The sequence below is a fragment of the Streptomyces sp. NPDC100445 genome (assembly GCF_044759735.1).
Taxonomy (GTDB): Bacteria; Actinomycetota; Actinomycetes; order Streptomycetales; family Streptomycetaceae; genus Streptomyces.
The window spans coordinates 143,730-161,014 of record NZ_JBIVZV010000008.1 but is presented as its reverse complement, the minus strand read 5'-3'; the positions used below and the strand labels follow the sequence as shown (position 1 = coordinate 161,014).

17 protein-coding genes are annotated in these 17,285 nt (G+C 73.3%); 9 read left to right on the top strand and 8 right to left on the bottom strand.

The window, feature by feature from the left end; translation table 11 throughout:
- The first annotated feature begins 170 nt into the window (after window positions 1-170).
- From ACIQVT_RS20380 to ACIQVT_RS20360, 5 genes are all read left to right on the top strand, one after another.
- A complete protein-coding gene (locus ACIQVT_RS20380) occupies window positions 171-1,208 on the top strand; it encodes a sodium-dependent transporter (RefSeq protein WP_403755312.1) in 1,038 nt (345 codons plus the stop codon).
- A 313-nt stretch (window positions 1,209-1,521) separates the two neighbouring features.
- Window positions 1,522-2,181: a response regulator transcription factor gene (locus ACIQVT_RS20375; protein ID WP_403755309.1), complete on the top strand. Its 660-nt coding sequence runs from the start codon at window positions 1,522-1,524 to the stop codon at window positions 2,179-2,181.
- The gene (locus ACIQVT_RS20370; RefSeq protein WP_403755306.1) at window positions 2,178-2,336 is read left to right on the top strand and encodes a hypothetical protein; all 159 of its coding nucleotides are present in this window, start codon (window positions 2,178-2,180) and stop codon (window positions 2,334-2,336) included. The genes ACIQVT_RS20375 and ACIQVT_RS20370 overlap by 4 nt, the downstream gene beginning before the upstream one ends.
- 417 nt (window positions 2,337-2,753) lie before the next feature.
- Window positions 2,754-2,879, top strand: a complete 126-nt coding sequence (locus ACIQVT_RS20365) for a hypothetical protein (RefSeq protein WP_403755303.1) — start codon at window positions 2,754-2,756, stop codon at window positions 2,877-2,879.
- On the top strand, window positions 2,864-3,076 hold the full coding sequence (locus ACIQVT_RS20360) for a hypothetical protein (RefSeq protein WP_403755300.1): 213 nt from the start codon (window positions 2,864-2,866) through the stop codon (window positions 3,074-3,076). The genes ACIQVT_RS20365 and ACIQVT_RS20360 overlap by 16 nt, the downstream gene beginning before the upstream one ends.
- On the opposite strand, the gene ACIQVT_RS20355 is transcribed toward ACIQVT_RS20360, so the two are convergent.
- Window positions 3,057-3,896, bottom strand: a complete 840-nt coding sequence (locus tag ACIQVT_RS20355) for a hypothetical protein (protein WP_403755297.1) — start codon at window positions 3,894-3,896, stop codon at window positions 3,057-3,059. The genes ACIQVT_RS20360 and ACIQVT_RS20355 overlap by 20 nt on opposite strands.
- A 212-nt stretch (window positions 3,897-4,108) precedes the next feature.
- A complete protein-coding gene (locus ACIQVT_RS20350; protein ID WP_403755294.1) occupies window positions 4,109-5,032 on the bottom strand; it encodes an LLM class F420-dependent oxidoreductase in 924 nt (307 codons plus the stop codon).
- A 384-nt stretch (window positions 5,033-5,416) separates the two neighbouring features.
- Here ACIQVT_RS20350 and ACIQVT_RS20345 point away from each other — a divergent pair, with 384 nt between their 5' ends.
- Window positions 5,417-8,371, top strand: a complete 2,955-nt coding sequence (locus ACIQVT_RS20345; protein WP_403755291.1) for an AAA family ATPase — start codon at window positions 5,417-5,419, stop codon at window positions 8,369-8,371.
- Between the two features lie 120 nt (window positions 8,372-8,491).
- Here ACIQVT_RS20345 and ACIQVT_RS20340 read toward each other — a convergent pair whose 3' ends face one another.
- From ACIQVT_RS20340 to ACIQVT_RS20325, 4 genes are all read right to left on the bottom strand, one after another.
- On the bottom strand, window positions 8,492-9,184 hold the full coding sequence (locus ACIQVT_RS20340) for a hypothetical protein (protein WP_403755288.1): 693 nt from the start codon (window positions 9,182-9,184) through the stop codon (window positions 8,492-8,494).
- A 132-nt stretch (window positions 9,185-9,316) separates the two neighbouring features.
- Window positions 9,317-10,066: a DUF6585 family protein gene (locus tag ACIQVT_RS20335; protein ID WP_403755284.1), complete on the bottom strand. Its 750-nt coding sequence runs from the start codon at window positions 10,064-10,066 to the stop codon at window positions 9,317-9,319.
- A 268-nt stretch (window positions 10,067-10,334) separates the two neighbouring features.
- Window positions 10,335-11,387 (bottom strand): medium chain dehydrogenase/reductase family protein, encoded by a 1,053-nt coding sequence (locus tag ACIQVT_RS20330; protein WP_403755282.1) that lies wholly within the window; start codon window positions 11,385-11,387, stop codon window positions 10,335-10,337.
- A gap of 130 nt (window positions 11,388-11,517) precedes the next feature.
- Entirely contained in the window at window positions 11,518-12,081 is a 564-nt protein-coding gene (locus ACIQVT_RS20325; RefSeq protein ID WP_403755279.1) for a TetR/AcrR family transcriptional regulator, read from the bottom strand.
- 208 nt (window positions 12,082-12,289) lie between these two features.
- On the opposite strand from ACIQVT_RS20325, the gene ACIQVT_RS20320 reads away from it, so the two are divergent.
- Window positions 12,290-13,054: an SDR family NAD(P)-dependent oxidoreductase gene (locus ACIQVT_RS20320; protein ID WP_403755276.1), complete on the top strand. Its 765-nt coding sequence runs from the start codon at window positions 12,290-12,292 to the stop codon at window positions 13,052-13,054.
- Window positions 13,055-13,112: 58 nt separating this feature from the next.
- Here ACIQVT_RS20320 and ACIQVT_RS20315 read toward each other — a convergent pair whose 3' ends face one another.
- On the bottom strand, window positions 13,113-14,012 hold the full coding sequence (locus ACIQVT_RS20315; protein ID WP_403755273.1) for a ScbA/BarX family gamma-butyrolactone biosynthesis protein: 900 nt from the start codon (window positions 14,010-14,012) through the stop codon (window positions 13,113-13,115).
- A 147-nt stretch (window positions 14,013-14,159) separates the two neighbouring features.
- On the opposite strand from ACIQVT_RS20315, the gene ACIQVT_RS20310 reads away from it, so the two are divergent.
- Window positions 14,160-14,810: a ScbR family autoregulator-binding transcription factor gene (locus ACIQVT_RS20310; protein ID WP_403755270.1), complete on the top strand. Its 651-nt coding sequence runs from the start codon at window positions 14,160-14,162 to the stop codon at window positions 14,808-14,810.
- Window positions 14,811-15,217: 407 nt separating this feature from the next.
- Window positions 15,218-15,907 (top strand): winged helix-turn-helix domain-containing protein, encoded by a 690-nt coding sequence (locus ACIQVT_RS20305; protein WP_403755267.1) that lies wholly within the window; start codon window positions 15,218-15,220, stop codon window positions 15,905-15,907.
- 86 nt (window positions 15,908-15,993) lie between these two features.
- Here the strand turns inward: ACIQVT_RS20305 and ACIQVT_RS20300 are convergent, their stop codons facing one another.
- A complete protein-coding gene (locus ACIQVT_RS20300; protein ID WP_403755265.1) occupies window positions 15,994-17,283 on the bottom strand; it encodes an acyl-CoA dehydrogenase family protein in 1,290 nt (429 codons plus the stop codon).
- Window positions 17,284-17,285 lie beyond the last annotated feature (2 nt).

The following is a 17,285-nucleotide window of genomic DNA, read 5'->3' as shown; positions in this document are numbered from 1 at the left end:
CCTCGGCGGAAGGCGCGGCTCTGCCGACCCGCGGTCCACTGGACGTGTCCTTCCCCGGAGGATGCCCGTCCGCGGTCGTCGGGCGTGGGCTGCCGGCGGTCACCTGAACATGTCCTGACCGCCGCGCGGTCTTGTCACCTCTCCGGGCCGGGCCTGATCACGATGGGCCCATGCACACCCGCGCCGCTTCCTGGCTGCGGCACCGGCTCGGCCGCGTCGTCGTCCTGTCCTACGCCCTCGCTCTGTTCCTGCCCGGCCCCGGCCTGTGGCTGCGCCGCCCCCATCCCTCACCGCTGACGCATCTGACGGTCGACACCACGCCGCTCCTGCTGGGTCTGGTGCTGTTCTCGGCCGGGCTCCAGGTCCCCGTCCGCGCGCTGGGCCGCCTGCTGCGGCGACCCCAGGCCCTGCTCGCCGGGCTCGCGCTGCACCTCGCGATCCCGCTGGCCGTCGTGCCGCTCGTCGCCTTCCTGTTGCGGCGCACCCCCGACGCCGACGGTGGAAGCGGACTGCTCACGGCGCTGATCCTGATCGTGGCGATGCCCGTCGCCGCGGGGGCCACCGTGTGGACCGACAAGGGCGACGGCGACCAACCGACGATGGTCGGCCTCGTGCTGGCCTCCACCCTCCTCAGCCCGCTCACCGTCCCGCTCCTGCTGAGGACCCTGGCGCCGCTGCTCAGTGGCGGCTACGCCCACACCCTCACCGCCACCGGCCGTCTGGCCCAGGGCGGATTCGGCCTGACCACCGTGGTCCTGCCCTGCGCGGGGGGCCTCCTGGGCGCGCTCGCGCTCCCCGCCGGCCTGCTGAGCCGCCTTCGTCTCGCGGTGACGCCCATGGCGCTGACCGGCTCGCTGCTGCTGACCTACGTCAATGCCAGCGGCGCCCTCGGCTCCGCCCTCACCCGGCCCCGCCCCCTGCTGTTCATCGCCGCCCTGGCGGTGGCGGCCCTGGCCTGCCTGCTCTCCTTCGCCGTCGGCCGGGCCGCCGCGCACGTCCTGCGGCTGGAAGCGGGCACCGCCTCGTCACTGACGCTCGCCTGCGGCATGAACAACAGCAGCGCGAGCGCCGTCCTGATCACCACGTGCCTGCCCGACAAACCGCATCTGCTGCTGCCGGTCCTCGCCTACGGACTCCTCCAGAAGAGTGCCGCGAGCCGCATCGTCAGTCACCTCCGGCACGGCCCGGTCCCCACGGCGGGCCCCTGAAACCGGGTCCATGTGTCGGGACCGGCCACGGGCGCCTCGCGCTCGCCGGCCCGCCGCCTCTCACCTCTCCCGTCCGCCACGGGACCGTTCCGCACCCCGCCATCGTCTACAGTTCAGTAGACGTCGTCACGGTTCGCCGTCGGTGTGCCGGGCGCCCGGCCGCCGGTTCCCCCACCAGGCTGGCCCTGGGCACGACGAACCCGGGCACGGATCGATCCGGCGCACGAGGGCGGAGCCGATGGCCGCACGGTGGAGGCCGAACGGACACGGCACGGGTCCCGGACGGACGTGGCACGAGAGCGGAGGGAGGGCCATGCGCCGGACGATCCTGGTCGTCGAGGACGATCACGCCCTGCGTGACGTGCTGATGCGCGGGCTGCGCGACGAGGATTTCGACACCGTGCCCGCGCCGGACGGCGCCACCGCCCTGCGGCTGGCCAGCGCCGGTGTCTGCGCCGCCGTGCTCGACATCGGGCTGCCCGATGCCGACGGGCGGGACGTGTGCCGGGCGATGCGCGCGAACGGCTTCCTCTCCCCGGTCGTCTTCCTGGCCGCCCATCACCGGCTGAGCGACCGGCTGTCCGGGTTCTCGGCCGGAGGCGACGACTACCTGCCCAAGCCGTTCCATCTCGCCGAACTCGCCGCCCGCCTGCGGGCTGCCCTCAGGCGGGCCACGCCGCCCGCTCCCGCGGCCGGAGACCTGGCACTGGACGCCGTCCGGCACGTGGTCAGCGTCCGGGGCACCCCAGTCGATCTGACCCCGACCGAGTTCCGTCTCCTGGCCGCGCTCATGGCGGCTTCCGGCGGCATCGTGCGGCGCCGTGATCTGGTCCGGGCGGGCTGGCACGAGGGTGCCCGCGTGCACGACAACACCCTCGATCAGTATCTGACCCGACTGCGCCGCAAGCTGCGCGAGGCGGGCAGCGAGCGGACTATCGGCACCGCCCGCGGGATCGGTCACCGGCTGTCGTGAGCGGCGCCCGTCACCGGCCGCGGCTCGCCGTGACCGCGCTGCTCCGCCGTGCGGGGCCCCGCACGCTGCGCGGCCGGCCCTCCCTCGTCGCCGTCACCACGGCCACGCCGGTAGCGCTGGGCCTCACCGCGGCCTTCGACGTCGTCGCCCAATAGTGCCTCCGGCACCGGGCCGACGACGAGTCGCGCGCCCGTGCCGCCGCCGTCGCGACGGCCGTCGACACCGGCGGCACGACGGTGCGCGTGCCGGGGGCCTTCCACGACGAGCCCCTCGGCGCCGACGTGTGGATCTATGCCGGCCAGCGGTCCGCACCATGACCGACCAGGCCGCCCGGTGGAGTGCCGTCGCCTCGGAGGACCGCTTCGGCGGCACGCGCCGGCCGGTCGAACTCGCCCGCCTCTGCTCGTCGCCGGACGCCCTGCCGGACCGTGATCGCACCCTCCCGCGCCAAGAGCGCCGACTCACCGGTCAGCTCTCGCACGAGCTGCGTACGCCGCTGAGCCGGATCATCGCCGAACTCGACCGGTGGCGGAGCCGTCACCCACGGGGTCATCGCGGACGCCGTCCGGTCCGTGCGCACCATCTGCGACACCCTGCCGGCCGACGCCCGCGAGGGACTGCTCACCGCGCCGGGCACCGACGAGGTGTTCCCACGCTGGACGGACTCGCCGGACCCCCGCACGTGCCTCCGCACCTGACGGTCACCGTCGACGGCTCGGGCCTTGCCGCCGCACCCGACGGCGTACGGGTCGAGGTCGTCGGCGACGGACACGGCGGAGCGGGCCTGGGCCTGCCGCCGGCGCGACGGCCGGCCCGCTCCGCCGGCGGCGAGGTGTGGCACGGTCCCGGACACACCCCCGAGGCCCGGTTCGTGGTCAGCCCGCCTGCCGGGTGAGGTCGGCCGCACCGGGCGCCCCCGGCACATCACGCGTGCTGTCGCGCCGGACGTCCTTGCGGGAGGTGGCCAGGTAGCCGACGAAGCCGAGGATGGCGACCGTCCAGGACAGGGTGACCGGGCCCAGGCCCAGGCCGAGTCCGCCCCTGCCGTGGCCGACGGCCATCCAGTCGGCGACGGAGGCGCCGAGCGGGCGGGTGATGACGTACGCGGCCCAGAACGCGGCCACCGCGTTCAGGCTCCCCCACCGGTGGGCGACGGCCGGGACGGCGATCGCGGCGGCGTACAGGACGGCGGAGCCCAGGTAGCCGAGGCCGACCGTGGCCGTGAGGTCACCGGCGGCGGTGCCCAGCGCGAACGTGGCCAGTACGGCGGCCCAGTAGAACGTCTCGCGGCGCCGGGTGTGGACGCTGTGGATGGACAGGGTGCGTTCGGCGCGGTACCAGAGGACGAAGACGGCGGCCAGCGCGGCCATGAAGAACGGGGTCGACAGCGTGTAGGGCACGCCGAGACCGACGTGCAGGACGTCGGCGGCCATCGTGCCGAAGACGCTGACCATGACGATCGCCGTCCAGTAGACCCAGGCCACGTAACGCCGGACGGCGAACTGCACCGCCAGGGCGGCCACCAGGGCGATGCCGCCGAGACCGACCGCGGGGATCGGGCCGAGCAGGTGGGCCAGCCAGTCGGAGGCCGTCTCGCCCATGCCGGTCGTCAGCACCTTGATGATCCAGAAGTAGACGGTCACCTCCGGCACCTTGCTCGCCGCGTGCCGGAGGTGGCCCGCGGGCCGGTCATAAGTGAGGTGATCAGTCGACATGGCAGGCACCATGACATGGCCCCCGGCCCGCGCCCCAGACCTCTTTGCCAGAGTTTTGGCGCTTCCGGTACGGGAGTTGCCCGAGACGGGGACGGACCTGAACGCGACCTGAACATGGCGCCGACGCGCTGGTCAGCGACGTGGAGTCGGTGGTATCAGCGGTGTCCGGGGTCGCCCCGGAGCACAGCGCTCGGCGTGGCGGCCGGGCCCGCTCACCCGGCCAGTTCGCCGAGGAGCGCCCAGGTGCGGCGGCGGTCCTCCTCTCCCGCGATCCCGGTGCCCGAGAAGATCACCTCGGTGGCGCCGGCGTCGCGGTAACGCCGTACTTCCGCCTCGACCGTCTTCTCGTCGCCGATCACCGCCACGTCGGCGGCCCGGCGGCCGCCGGAGAGTTCGACGACCCGCCGGTAGGACGGGATCTGCTCGTAGAACGCCAGGTCGTCGGTGGCCTTCGCCCGCACCGCCGCCACGTCGTCCGTGACCACGCCGTGCACCAGGGCCACGATCCTGGGCGCCGGCCGGCCGGCGGCCTCCGCCGCGGCGGTGAGGGCGGGGACGATATGGTCCGCCAGGGCACGCGGGCCCGCCAGGTACGGCAGGATGCCGTCCGCCAGCTCGCCGCTGACCCGCAGCGCCTGCGGTCCCATCGCGGCGACCAGGAGCGGGACGCCGTCCTCGGCGCCCGGTACCCGGCCCGGGATCGGGGTGGTGGCGGTGAGCAGCTCACCGTGGAAGTCGGCCGTGCCGGTCTGCGTCAACTGCCGCAAGGCCGTCAGGAACTCGCGCAGGCGGGCGATGGGGCGCTCGAAGGGCAGGCCGAAGCCGCTCTCCGTGAGCAGCTTGGTCCCCAGGGCCAGTCCGAGGTGGTAGCGGCCGTGCGTCGCGGCCTGGGCGGTCTGGGCCTGGCTGGAGACGAGCAGGGGGTGCCGGCCGAACACGGGGATCGCCGAGGTGCCCACGTGCAGTCCGGGTACCTCGCGTCCGACGATCGCCGCGAGCTGGGGCGAGTCCGCGCCGAAGGTCTGGCCGAACCAGGCCGACCGCAGACCGGCGGCCGCGGCTTCCCGGGCCAGCTCCACGGTGGCGTCGACCTGGTTCCGCGCCCCGGAGGCGTCGAGTGCTACTCCAACAGTCATGCCGGTCGGAACGTGCCCCGGCGGGGCGGGCATTCCGGTCGGCGTGTGACAACTTCTTGTCAGACGTGTGTACGTGAGCCGGCCCGGCAGTGGTGCACCGGACAGCTGATCGGTGAACGCCGAGGCCGTGGGCCGTTGCGCGCCTCCGCCCGGCGTACCGCACCGGTGAGAAACGCCTGGGCCGGTCAACCATCCGGGCAGCCTCGGCGTCGCGCGTCATCCGTCGGCGAGACGCTGGATGGTGGCGCTCAGCCGAGCCTCGGTCGATCATCCCGCCCGCGGCGGCTCTCGGGGTCGTCTCGGAACGATCGGTTAATATCCGAACCGCCGGCACCCGAGGGTGACCTGGCTCGTGTGCGCGTCCATGGGAAGGGGGAGGGTCACGTGGCCCCCGAGGACCCGGCCCATGAGGGCGGCACCGTGCTCGCCGGCCGGGACCCGCAGATCGCGTGTCTCGCCGGGGTCGTCGAGGCGTTGACCGAGGGCCGGGGAGCGGTCCTGGAGGTCACCGGCGAGCCGGGGATCGGCAAGACGGCCCTGCTCGGCGTGCTCGCCGAGCGGGCGGCCGGGGCGGGCGCACGGACCGCGCGAGCCCACGCCGCACGCGGTACGTCATTCCCCGGTCAGCTCATCGCGGAACTGCTGCACGCCCTGGAGCCGCGGGAGTTCCCGGCCGGCCGGGAACCCGGCGCCGGGGCGGACGCCGAGGTGCGCAACGTACTGGGGCGCTGGGCGGCGCGGCGCGGCGGCGTGGTCGTCCTCGACAACGTGCACCTGTGCGACGCGCGGTCCGCGGAACTGCTCGCGCGGCTCGCGCGGACGCCCCCGCCCGGCCCGTTCGTCCTGGCACTGGCGCACCGCCCGCGCCGGTCCGGCCCGGTGCTGAGGGAGGCGCTCGAACACGGCGTGGAGACCGGCTCGGTCGTCCGCCTCACCCCGCCCCCCTTGGACCTCCGGGCGGCCTCCGCCGTGCTCGGCGCCGCGGGGCCCCGCACCGGCCCCACCTCCTCCTACGCCCCCTCTCCCGCCGCGCCCGACCACGCGTACACCGAGTGGCGGGCCTTCCCGTCGCCCGTGGTCGACGCCGCCTACGCCGAGCGGTTGCACGCCGCGTCCGGCGGCAACCCGCGGATGCTGCGCATTCTGGTCGCGGCGCGGTGGGACCCGGACGAGTGGCCGCTGAGCGCCGGTCCGGACCGGGACGGCATGCTCCGGGAGGCCGTCTCCGTCGTCACCGAGCTGGACTCCCTCACCGCCGACGCCGCCGCCTCGGTCCACGTCGCCGCCGTCCTCGGGGACCCGTTCCTGCCGGACGACGTCGCGGCGGTCTCCGGTCTCGGTCTGGAGCGGACGCTCGGGGCGTTCACCCGACTCGTCGACGCCGACCTGATACGGCCGCTGCCCTGGGGCGGCGGCTACGCCTTCCGCCACCCGGTGCTCGGCCACGTCGCCCTGGAACACGCGTCGCCGTCCCTGCGCGTCAACGCCCATCGGCGCGCCCTGGACCTGCTCACCGCGCGCGGGGCGCCGGCGCTCCGGCGGGCCCGGCAGGCCGAGCACCTGGTGGGCGCGGGCCGCGCGGAGACCCGGCAGGCCCTGGTGGAGGGCGCGGCGGAGGCGATGGCCGCGTCCCCGGCCGTCGCCGCCCGCTGGCTGCGGCTGGCGCTGGACCACCTGCCCGCCGGGGACAGGGTCAGCGCCCCGCGGGTCGCCCTGGCGCTCGACTGCTGCCGGGCCCTCACCGCCGTGGGCCGCCTCCAGGAGGCCCGTTCGCTGGTCCACGATGTGCTCCGGCACCGGGCGGACCTCCCCGCGGACCTGCGGCTGAGCGCCTACGCCGTCTGCGGGGAGCTGGAGCGGTTGCTGGGCCGCCACCAGGAGGCCGAGGCGGTGGTCCGTACGGCACTCGACCTCCTCCCCCGCCCGCTGCCGGTCCCGCTGCCGGCACCGATGGCCGAACTGGTCACCGCGTACGGGCGGGTGCAGTTGTTCCGGGGTGCCTACGGCGAGGCACGTGACGTGGTCCGTGAGGCGGCCGGGGCGGCGGAGACCGGCGGACCCGCGGTGCCCTACCTGCGGGCTCTGGCCGCCCTCGGCGACACCCAGCTGGGACTGCTGCCCGAGGCCGTCGCCGAGGTCACCGGGTGCGCGCGGATCGTGGACGCCCTGCCCGACGCCGCCGCCGTCACCATGCCCGACGTCCTGGCGATGCTCGGCTGCGCGGAGTTGTTCCAGGAGCGGTTCCACGACGCCTACCGGCATCTGGAGCGAGGACTTCAGGCGACCACGGGTGCCACCCGGAGGTTCATCCGGGTCAACCAGCTGGTGGCCCTGTGCCATCTCGACCAGCTGACGGGCCGCCTGGAGTCGCTGTGCCGGCGTGCCGGGGAGGCCGAGGTGCTCGCCCGGACCAGCGGGGCCGACGAGGCCGCGGGGGTCGCCATGATCCTGCGGGCGACGGGGCTGCTGTGGACACGTCCGAGGCGGGACGCCGACAGGCTCCTCGACCTCGCCGGGGAGGGGCTGGCCCTGGCACTGCGCAAGCGGGGCTGGCGGGCAGCCGTGGCGGTCGGCCTGCGCGCCCACGTCCAGTTCTACGGCGGGGACCCGGCGGGCTGTCTGCGCACCCTCGTCGAAGGGGGCGGCCCGCGGCTGGAGCGGCTGCTGCGAGCCTGGCAGCCCTCCCTGCTGGCCCTCGCCTGCCTCGCGGCGCTGCGCTGCGGTGACATCGACGGCGCACGCGACTGGGCCAGGACGGGAGAGGCGGTGGCCGAACGGCTGGGGCTGCCGCTGCAACACCAACACGTGCGCCGGGCCCGCGCGACGCTGCACGCCGCCGAGGGGGAACACGGCCCGGCGGCAGAGCTGTTCCACGAGGCCGCGGAGTCGTTCCGCCGCGCGGGTCTGCCGGTGGAACACGCCTGGACCCTGGTGACCGGGGCGCCTTCGGCCCAGGCGGCCCACGGCACCGATCAGGCGCTGGAGTGGCTCGACGTGGCGGGGAAGGCCGGTCGTGCCTGTGGCGCGCAGCGGATCCGGGAGGAGGCGGCGAGGGCCAGGACCCTGCTGCCGGCGACCCGCGCCGCCACCGGTGCGGCCGACGCGACCGCGCCGGACAGCGGTGCCCGGGCGGCGGTGGCCCTTCTCACCGAGCGGGAACGGGAGATCGCGGAGCTGGCCGCGGGGGGCAAGCGCACCAAGGAGATCGCGGAGCAGCTGTTCGTCAGCACCAGGACGGTGGAGACCCACCTCGGCCGCGTCTACCGCAAGCTCGACATCCCCTCCCGGGCGGCGCTGCCCGGCGCGCTCGGCCGGGTGGTCCACCGGCCGGCCGTCTGACCGGTCGCCGCCCCGCCCGACGGCCGGGCCGCCCGATGGCCCGCCCCGTCAGCTCCGTCTGCCCCGGGCGCCTCTTCCACTCCGGCCGCTCCGGCCGCCCCTTCCACTCCGGGACGCCGGTCAGGGCCGTAGCTCGGGCAGCAGCGTGCGGGCGGTCGTGGCCATGGCGGGCCAGGCCGCCTTGACCCGCTGGTCCGTCAGGGGCACCAGGCTCTGCACCTGGACCTCGCACTCCAGATTGCTGTCGCGCACCACGAGCCGGAGGTCGCTGACGAACGGCGCGGCCTCCTTGACGTTCTCGTAGCGGAAGGCCTCCCGGCCGAGGCCCTTCTCCCGCACCACCGGGCCCCGGGCCTCCCGCGGGGCCGAGGACAGCCGGTACCGGTACTGCTTGACCGCGGCGGCGACGTCCTTCCACGCGGTGCAGTACACGACGGAACGGCCGTCCACCTTCGTCCCGGCCGCCTTGAAGCCCTGGAGACAGGCGGCGCCGCTGGCGCTCGCCGGGTCGGAACCGGTCCGTTCCCCCTTCGGCAGTCCGGCCCTGGGCGCGACGGCGGCGGTCAGCGGTCCGAAGTCGACCTTCGGGCAGAGGTCCTTCGGCGGACGGTAGTCCCCCGGCCCGTTCGTCGCCTCCGCCTCCGCCGACGGCGTGGCCCCGGCGTGGGCGGACGCCTTCCCGTCCCCGCTGCCGCAGCCGGCCAGTGAGCCGAGGACGAGCAGCGCGCCCGTACCCCACCCCACCGCACGCAGACCTGCCCCCGTGAGCCCCACGACGTCCTGGGCGGCTCCCCGCCCCCGGGACGACCACATGTTCCCTCCCCTCGGCGCCGGCCCGCCTGCGGCCGACGGCGTGACCACCCTCGCACAGCGCGGTCGCGGGCGGATCAGGGGAAACACGCAAGCCGCTACGTAGTGAACGGGCGGGCAGCACGACCTGCGCCGTCAGGTGGCGGACTGCTCGCGCAGACTGTGGGCGACGACCAGGAACAGGTGCAGGTTGGTGATGTCCCTGACCAGATGGTTCGACCAACGGACGGTGTCGCCCGCGGGATCGGTCGCCATGACACGGACCAGACCACCCTCGGCACGGACCTCCCGGACCCTCGGCCAGGGCAGCCCGCCCTGCCCGGCGGCGTGCACGGCCGTACGGGACAGCGAGAGCACCCCGAACGGGACCGTGCCGCCCGCGCGGAGCGTCTCCAGCACGGCCGCTCGCTGCGCGCGCGCCACCGCGTCCTGCATCAAGGGGCCCCAGACGTCGGGATCCTCGTAGAACTCCGTGATCCGCACCGATCCCCGGCCGGGGACGCCGGCCGTGTAGGCGTATTTGGTGCGCGCGGGGACGCCGTTGACGAGCAGTTGGACGATGTCCTGCTGGAGTTGGAGCGCGTCCCAGCGCAGGGCGAGCGGGTCGCCGCCGGACGGCGGGTGCACGACCAGTCCCTCCTCGAACAGGTGCAGCCGCTGGGCGGCCCGCCTCCGGCTGAAGTCGGGGAAACGGCGCATCGAGAACCAGTAGTACAGCAGTCCGGGAAGCAGGAAGAAGGCCGCGAGCACGAGGCAGTTGAAGACATGGGCGGCGAACACCACCCGACGGAGGCGCTGCGGTGCGAACGCGTGCTGCGGCGCCCCCAGCCGATGGCGGGCGGCCAGGTCGGCGACCTCGGGCGACACGGGGGTGAGTGGAGTCATGGGCACGAGCCTCGGAGCAGCCTCCGTAGGCGTCAACCGTGCGTCTACGTAGATCCGTTACGTATCTTCCGGGCGACGGCGGCCCGACCGTCGCTGCGCGGAAGGGTCCGGGGCTTCGCCGGTGGAAGGGCGCGCCCGACGGTCCGGATCGGGCGGGCGCGGCACAGGCGGGGAGCCTCCCCCGGCCCCGAAAGAGTGCGACAGGTCCGGTTGCCCCGCCCGGCGGTCCCCCTGCCCGCTCTCGCCGACGGGCCCGCGACCCGTGTGGCTACGGCACCAGGACGACCTTGCCGACCACGGTGCCGGATTCCGCCAGCCGTACCGCTTCCCCGACCTGCGCGAGCGGGACGCGCGCGGCGACCTGGGGGACCAGCCGGCCGTCGGCGAGGAGGGTGAGGACCTGGGTCAGATCGGCGTGCAGCGCGGCACGGAAGGTGGCGGGCCGGCGGCGTCCGGCCCAGATGTTGTAGAAGTGCGCGCCCTTGCCGTTGGGGAGCGCGTTCCACAGCATCAGGCGGCCGAACAGCTTCAGGACCGGCGCCTTCGACGAGCCCCGCACGTCACGGGTGGAGGCGGTGCCGTAGGAGACGAGGGTGCCCTTGGCGGCGAGCAGGCGGTAGGAGGCGACGATGCCCTCGCCGCCGACGTGGTCGAAGACCGCGTCGTAGCCCTGCGGGGCGTGTCCGCGCAGCAGGTGCTCCAGGTCGGGGGCGCGGTAGTCCACGGGGATGGCGCCCAGCGCCCGGACCGCGTCGTGGTGCTTGGCCGAGGCGGTGCCGACGACCCGGGCGCCGGCGATGCGGGCGAGCTGGACGAGGGTGGAGCCGACACCGCCGTTCGCTCCGTGCACCAGGACGGTCCGGCCGGGACGGATCTTGGCGAGGCGGTGGAGCATCTGCCAGGCGGTGATGCCGTTGACCACGAAGGTCTCCGCCTCGGCGGAGTCGACCGACTCGGGCACCGCGCACAGGTCCGCGGCGTCGACGGTGACGTGGCTGGACCAGGCCCCGGTCTTGGTCAGCACCGCGAAGCGCCGCCCCAGCAGCTCGGCGGACACGCCCTCCCCCACGTCGACGGCCCGTCCGACGAGGTCGTAGCCGGGGACGAAGGGGAAGGGCGGCTGGTCGTAGTACTTGCCGCGGCGCATCTGCTGCTCGGCGAAGGAGATCCCGGCGGCCTCCATCGCCAGGACGACCTGTCCGGGACCGGCCGGGCGAACGGGCCGGGTGCGGATCTGGATGCCGTCCGGGGCGACGACGCCGGGCAGCACGGCCTCGGTGAGGGTGGTGCCGGCGGCGACGCGGGGGCGGGAGTCGTTCATGGAAGTGCTCCTTGTCGTACGGGGCGATAGTTTGGGACGTAGTTTGTGGTTGACCACTCACATGCCGGGGCGAAAAAAGGGCGGCCACGGGTCACGCCGACGAGTGGCCGCCGCCTGCCGACGGATCGTGTCAGTAGTGCGTGATCCCGGCGGTCAGGGTCCGGGTCCAGGGGGCGGAGACCGCCTCGGCGTCGATGGAGACCAGCAGGTGGCAGAGCATGCCGACCGCGAAGAACTGCTGGACCTGCTCGTCGTCACCCCCCGAGGCGCTGCGGACGTACTCGACGGTGCGCGCGTAGCCCACCCGCACCGCCTCCCTGATCGCCGGCTCGGAGACGGCGGCGGCCTGGGCGTGCATCTGGACCAGCATGAGGTCGTTGTCGCTGATCAGGCGGGCGTAGGCGTCGCCCATCGAGGCCAGGACCGCCTCGGGGGCGGCGCTCTCGGCGTTCGCCGCGCCCGCTTCGAGGGCTGCGCGGACCCGGACGAAGCAGTGTTCGACGACCGCGGTGAACAGCACCTCCTTGTTCGGGAAGAGCCGGTAGACGTAGGCCTGCGAGATGCCGGCGGCCTTGGCCACCTCCGTGGTGGTGGTCCCGTAGTAACCGCGGGCCGCGAACGCCCCGATGGCCGTACGCAGCACCGTCTCGCGGCGGTCCTGGGCGGTGGACAACTGGCGGCGCTCCGTCTTCATGTGAGTACTCAATCACTCACCCCACATGACGTCAAGCACGCTCCTCGGTTTCACCCAGGACTCCGGGCGGTGATCCGTCCGGACCGGCCGGGGTTCGGCGCGCCGTTCCAGGGCGAGAACGGCGGGGTGCCGTGGTGGCCGCGTCGGGAGCGGGTCCGCGGTGTGGAACAACGGCCCTGATTTCAGGGCTACTTGAGACACTGCGCCTATGAACAGCGATCTGCTAGCGGACAAAGTGATCCTCATCACCGGAGCGAGCAGTGGCATCGGCGCCGCGGCGGCGAAGGTGTTCAGTCAGGAGGGGGCGGTGGTGGTGCTGGCGGCGCGTCGGGAAGACCGGCTGGCCGCGCTCGGCGACGAACTGCGGGAGAAGGGGGCCGAGGCGGCGTACGTGGTGGGTGACATGTCGGTCGCCGCCGACGCGGCCCGCGCGGTGGAGTTCGCCGTGGCCGAGTACGGACGCCTGGACGGGGCCTTCAACAACGCCGGGATCGGCGGGGACCGTACTCCGCTGCACCTGATGACGGACGACGTGTACGACACCATCATGGACGTCAACGTGCGGGGCATCTGGAACTGCCTGCGCCACGAGATAGCCGCGATGCTGCCGCGCGGGGGCGGCTCGATCGTCAACAACAGCAGTGTGGCCGGTCTGGTGGCCATCCCCGCCGCCGCGCCGTACATCGCCTCGAAGCACGCGGTCGTCGGACTGACCAGGGCGGCCGCGGACGAGTACGCGAAGCAGGGCATCAGGGTGAACGCGGTGGCCCCGGGCACCACGCGCAGTGAGATCACCGTCGACTGGTTCGCGCGCAATCCCGGCATGGAGCAGCTGGCCAACTCCCTGACGCCGCAGGGGCGTACGGCCGAGCCGCAGGAGATCGCGCAGGCCGCGGCCTGGCTGCTCAGCGATCGCTGTCCGTTCCTGACGGGCACGGTCCTGCCGGTGGACGGGGGGTTCGTCAACCACTGACGACGGTCGCCGAGGGCGGCGGCAGGCGGTGGTCCCGCCCGTCCGCCGCCGCCCCCGGTCATGACAGCGGCCGCAGTCCGCTCAGCCGCGCCTCGAAGGCGACTTCTCCGCCCTGGCGTCCGGTGACGGCGACCGCGTACCAGTTGGGCACCAGGGTGGACAGGCGCCGGGCGTCGATCCAACAGGGCTCGTCGAACTCCACGTACCGCTCGAAGTCGATCGCGACGTCGGTGAGTTCGACGGGCTCCGGGCCCGCGGCGGCCCGGGCGGCCTGGTGCGCGGCCTCCAGGAGGACGAGACCGGGGACGTGGTCCACGGGGTGGTCGAAGAGCAGGGTGTTGGAAACGTCGTTGCGCAGCCGCCACCGGTGGCCGGCCGTCCCGGCCGCCAGGAGCACGTCGCCGTCGTCGGCCCTGCCGGCCAGGTGGCGGCCGATCGGCGCCGGCAGAGGCCACTCGCCCCAGTCGACGGTGAGGTGCCGGCCGCGCATCCGGCGGTAGGCCGCCGGGGACACCCAGCCGAACTCGGTCTCCGCCAGGCACACGGTGGCGTGTCCCCGCCGGATGCGGAACCGCATGCCGAGGGCGCACCGCCTGGCGCGCCGGGTCACCGTGATGTCGACCTCGAAGTCGCAGGCTCCGGCGGTCCGGAAGCCGGGCTGTGTCGTGATCTTGAGGCTGTTGAGCAGCGTCTGGTGCCCGGTCGGCACACCGTACTCGGCGTGGGCGACGAGGAGTCCGCTCTGCCGGACCGTCTGCGCCAGGAGCCGGGGGTCGTACGGGCCGGGGCCGTGGTGCTCGGGCCAGTGGGCGGTCACCGTGAAGACGTCCGGTCTCTCCCGGCGCCAGCTGCTGACGAGAATCGCCGATATGTGTCTGAGATGGGTGTACTCCCCCAATTTCGCCGTGGATCGGGCTTCATGGGACGCGGGCTGCGTGGATTCGACGGCACTGAACACGGATTCCCCCCGTTGCGACGCGCCCTCGAATGCGGAGTCTGTTCGAGGGCGTCGCGCTGATAAAGTAACGGCTAGTCGGTTACTCATAGGTGGTCATTTGGTGAGTGCTGAGGACCAGACCTAGGGACTACTGGAAGGTGCAGGCTGGTGAGGCAAGACAGGGCAATTCGCACCCGCAAACTTATCCTGGAAAACATGGCGAGCTTGTTCAACGAGGTCGGGTACGACGCCGCGACGATCGCCGCACTGGTCGAGCGGACAGGACTGACCCGGGGGGCCCTGTATTTCCACTTCGCCTCCAAGGAGGACATGGCGCGCGCCGTGCTGGACGAGGCGGTGACCCGCGAGGGGCTCAGTCCGCAGGCGTTCAAGCTTCAGGAGTGGGTGGACCTGGGGCTGCTGCTGGCCCACCGGCTGCCCAGGGAGCCCATACTGCGGGCCGCCGTCCGGCTGGCCGTCGACCCCAAGGCGCGCAGGCTGTTCGGCACCCGGTGGCCGGACTGGGTCACCGTCGGACACGAACTGCTCGGCGAGGCCAAGGAGAACGGTGAGCTGCTCGCGCACGCCGACCCCGCCGCCGTCTCGCGGGCGGTCGTCGGCGCGTGGACCGGAGTGCAGCTGGTGACGGAGGTCCTGGAGGAGAAGCTGGACCTGTCCCAGGAGATCGCGGGGCTGTACCAGCTGCTGCTCCCCAGCATCGTCACCCCGGTGGTGCTGGCCAAGCTCGACCTGTCGCCCTACCGGGCGGAGCGGCTCCTGCGGGAGAACGACGGGCAGCAGGCCCCCGAACAGGAGTGAGACATGGTCCCGGATAACGGTCCGGGTCGGCGGCTCCGGGTGACGACCCGGAGCCGTTGCGCGTTCAAGGCTCGCTTACTTTGCATTGGTGTACCCCCGTACTACGGCGTGACGAGAGCATCGCACGCCATGCTCCACCTGACTGCGGCATAAACGCAACGTGATCGACACAGCCACCCGGACCCCCCGGCGGCTGTTGACGAGTGAGCATAACCCCTCAGCGTTCTGTTTTCGACTGACCGATATGGCGTACATATCGTATCTACCCCAATCATGAAGTCATCGCGACGCAAATTTTTGCGTTGAATGCCCTGATTGCCCAGTTTTGATGGGAGTGATTGGCTGTACAAATAACAGGACGTGTGTTCTTTTGTTGATGGGAAGTCTGGCGTGCGGAAGGGGGAGCGATGGCAGTGCACGCAGCGCAACCGGACACCACCCGCGTCCTGGTGGTCGGCGACGACGCCGGCACGGCCGAGGCGAGGGTGCGCGAGCTGCGTAGGCAGGGATATTTCGCGAGGAGCGTCGACACCGGGGCCGAGGCGCTGAGCAGCCATCAGCAGTCGGACCTGGTCCTGCTCGACCTCGACCTCCCCGACATCGACGGACTCGAGGTCTGCCGGTCGATCCGCGAGGCCGGCGACAAGCCCATCATCTCCGTGACGGCCCGCAACACCGAACTGGACCGGGTGCTCGCCCTCCAGGCCGGGGCGGACGACTGCGTGGTCACCTCGTGCGGCTCGCGCGAGATGCTGGCGCGCATCGAGGCCGTGCTGCGCCGGGCCCGGCCCCGGTCGGAACAGCCCGGGACCCTCTGCCTCGGCCCACTGCGCATCGACAGCAAGACCCGTGAGATCCGCCTGCACGACCGGCCGGTGAACCTCACCGCCAAGGAATTCGAATTACTGCACACCCTTGCCGCGACCCCCGGTTGCGTCGTATCACGCAAGGAATTGATGGCACGGGTCTGGGAAACCACGTGGGCGGATTCCAGTCGCACGATCGACACCCACGTGCGCAGCGTGCGGGCGAAACTCGGCGCCAATTCCTGGATCATCACCGTCCGCGGTGTCGGTTACCGCATGGGACACGGCTGAGAAACAGCGCGGTGAACCGTCGCGGGCCCGCCCCCCCGAAAAGGGGGACGGGCCCGCGGGGGCGCGCCGGACCGGCCGGTGACCGGTTACGACACCGCCCCGACCGCGTACGCCGGTCCGTCGAGCCCCGCCGGGTCCCGGCCGAGGCCGGCCGGCGCGACCCAGTCGAAGGCGCTGTAGACCGCCGGCCCCAGGCCGATGCCCTCGGCGACCTGCTCGCGCAGCCGGTTGGAGGTGAAGCCGCCGATGACGTTCATCTGGGCGTCGCGGTAGAGGCGTTCCACCTCGTGCCCCTGGGTCACCCCGGACGCCCCGTGGATCTGCACGGCCCGCGCGACGACCTCGACGCCCATCTCGGTGGCGTAGATCTTGAGCATGGCGATCAGGTCCCGTGCCGAACGGCCCGCGAAACGCTCGCACATGGCCCGGCGGGCCAGCAGCCGGGCGGCGTCGATCTGGGCGCGGGAGTCGGCGAGCTGGGCCTGCACGCCCTCCATGTGCGCCAGCGGCCGGCCGAACGAGACGCGTTCCCGGGCATGCCGTACGGAGGCGGCCAGCGCGGACTCGGCGACGGCGATGGCGGCGAACGAGTTCTTCAGCCAGCCCCATGCCATGCCCTCGGCGAGTTCCCCGAACGGCACCGGCACCACGTCGGTCTCGGCGATGTGGGCGCCGGTGAACACGATCCCGCCCCACGGCATGCCCCGCAGCCCCATGTGCGGGATCTCGTACCGCTCGACGCCGCGCTGGTGCAGGTCCACGAAGGCGAGGCACCAGTCCGGGCCGTCGTCCCCCGCGGGACGGTCCCGGCGGGCGAGCACGACGGCCAGGTCGGCGACGGGCGCGTTGGTGATCCTGGACTTCTCGCCGTCGATGACGAAGCCGGCGCCGGCCGGCCCGGCGCGGCGCACCGTGGTGCGGTAGGTGCCGGCGTCGCTGCCCGCCGTACGCTCCACCACCGCGAAGGCGGCCAGCCGCTCCCCCGACAGCAGGGAGCGCAGCAGCGGTGCGTGGTCGCGCGGGTCGCCGTAGGTGGAGATCAGTTTGGCGCACAGCAGCGCCGACACGGTCGCCGCCCAGTAGGTGCCGGGGCAGGCCCGGGCGAGTGCCTCCATGGCGTCGGCCTGGGCGAGGCCGTCGGCGCCTGTGCCGCCCACCTCCGGCGGGTGGAACAGCCGCAGGTAGCCGCTGTCGATGAGCTCCTTCCAGTTCTCGGCCGGTATGCGGCCCGTCGCGTCGGTGCGGGCGGCCCGGGCGGCGATGCCCGGGAATTCGGGCACGGGCCGGACGCGGCCCGCCTCGCCACTCGCCCCGCCGGTGATGCCGCCGGTGATGCCGCCGGTCGTGTCACCGGCACTGGTCGTGGTGCTGGTCATGT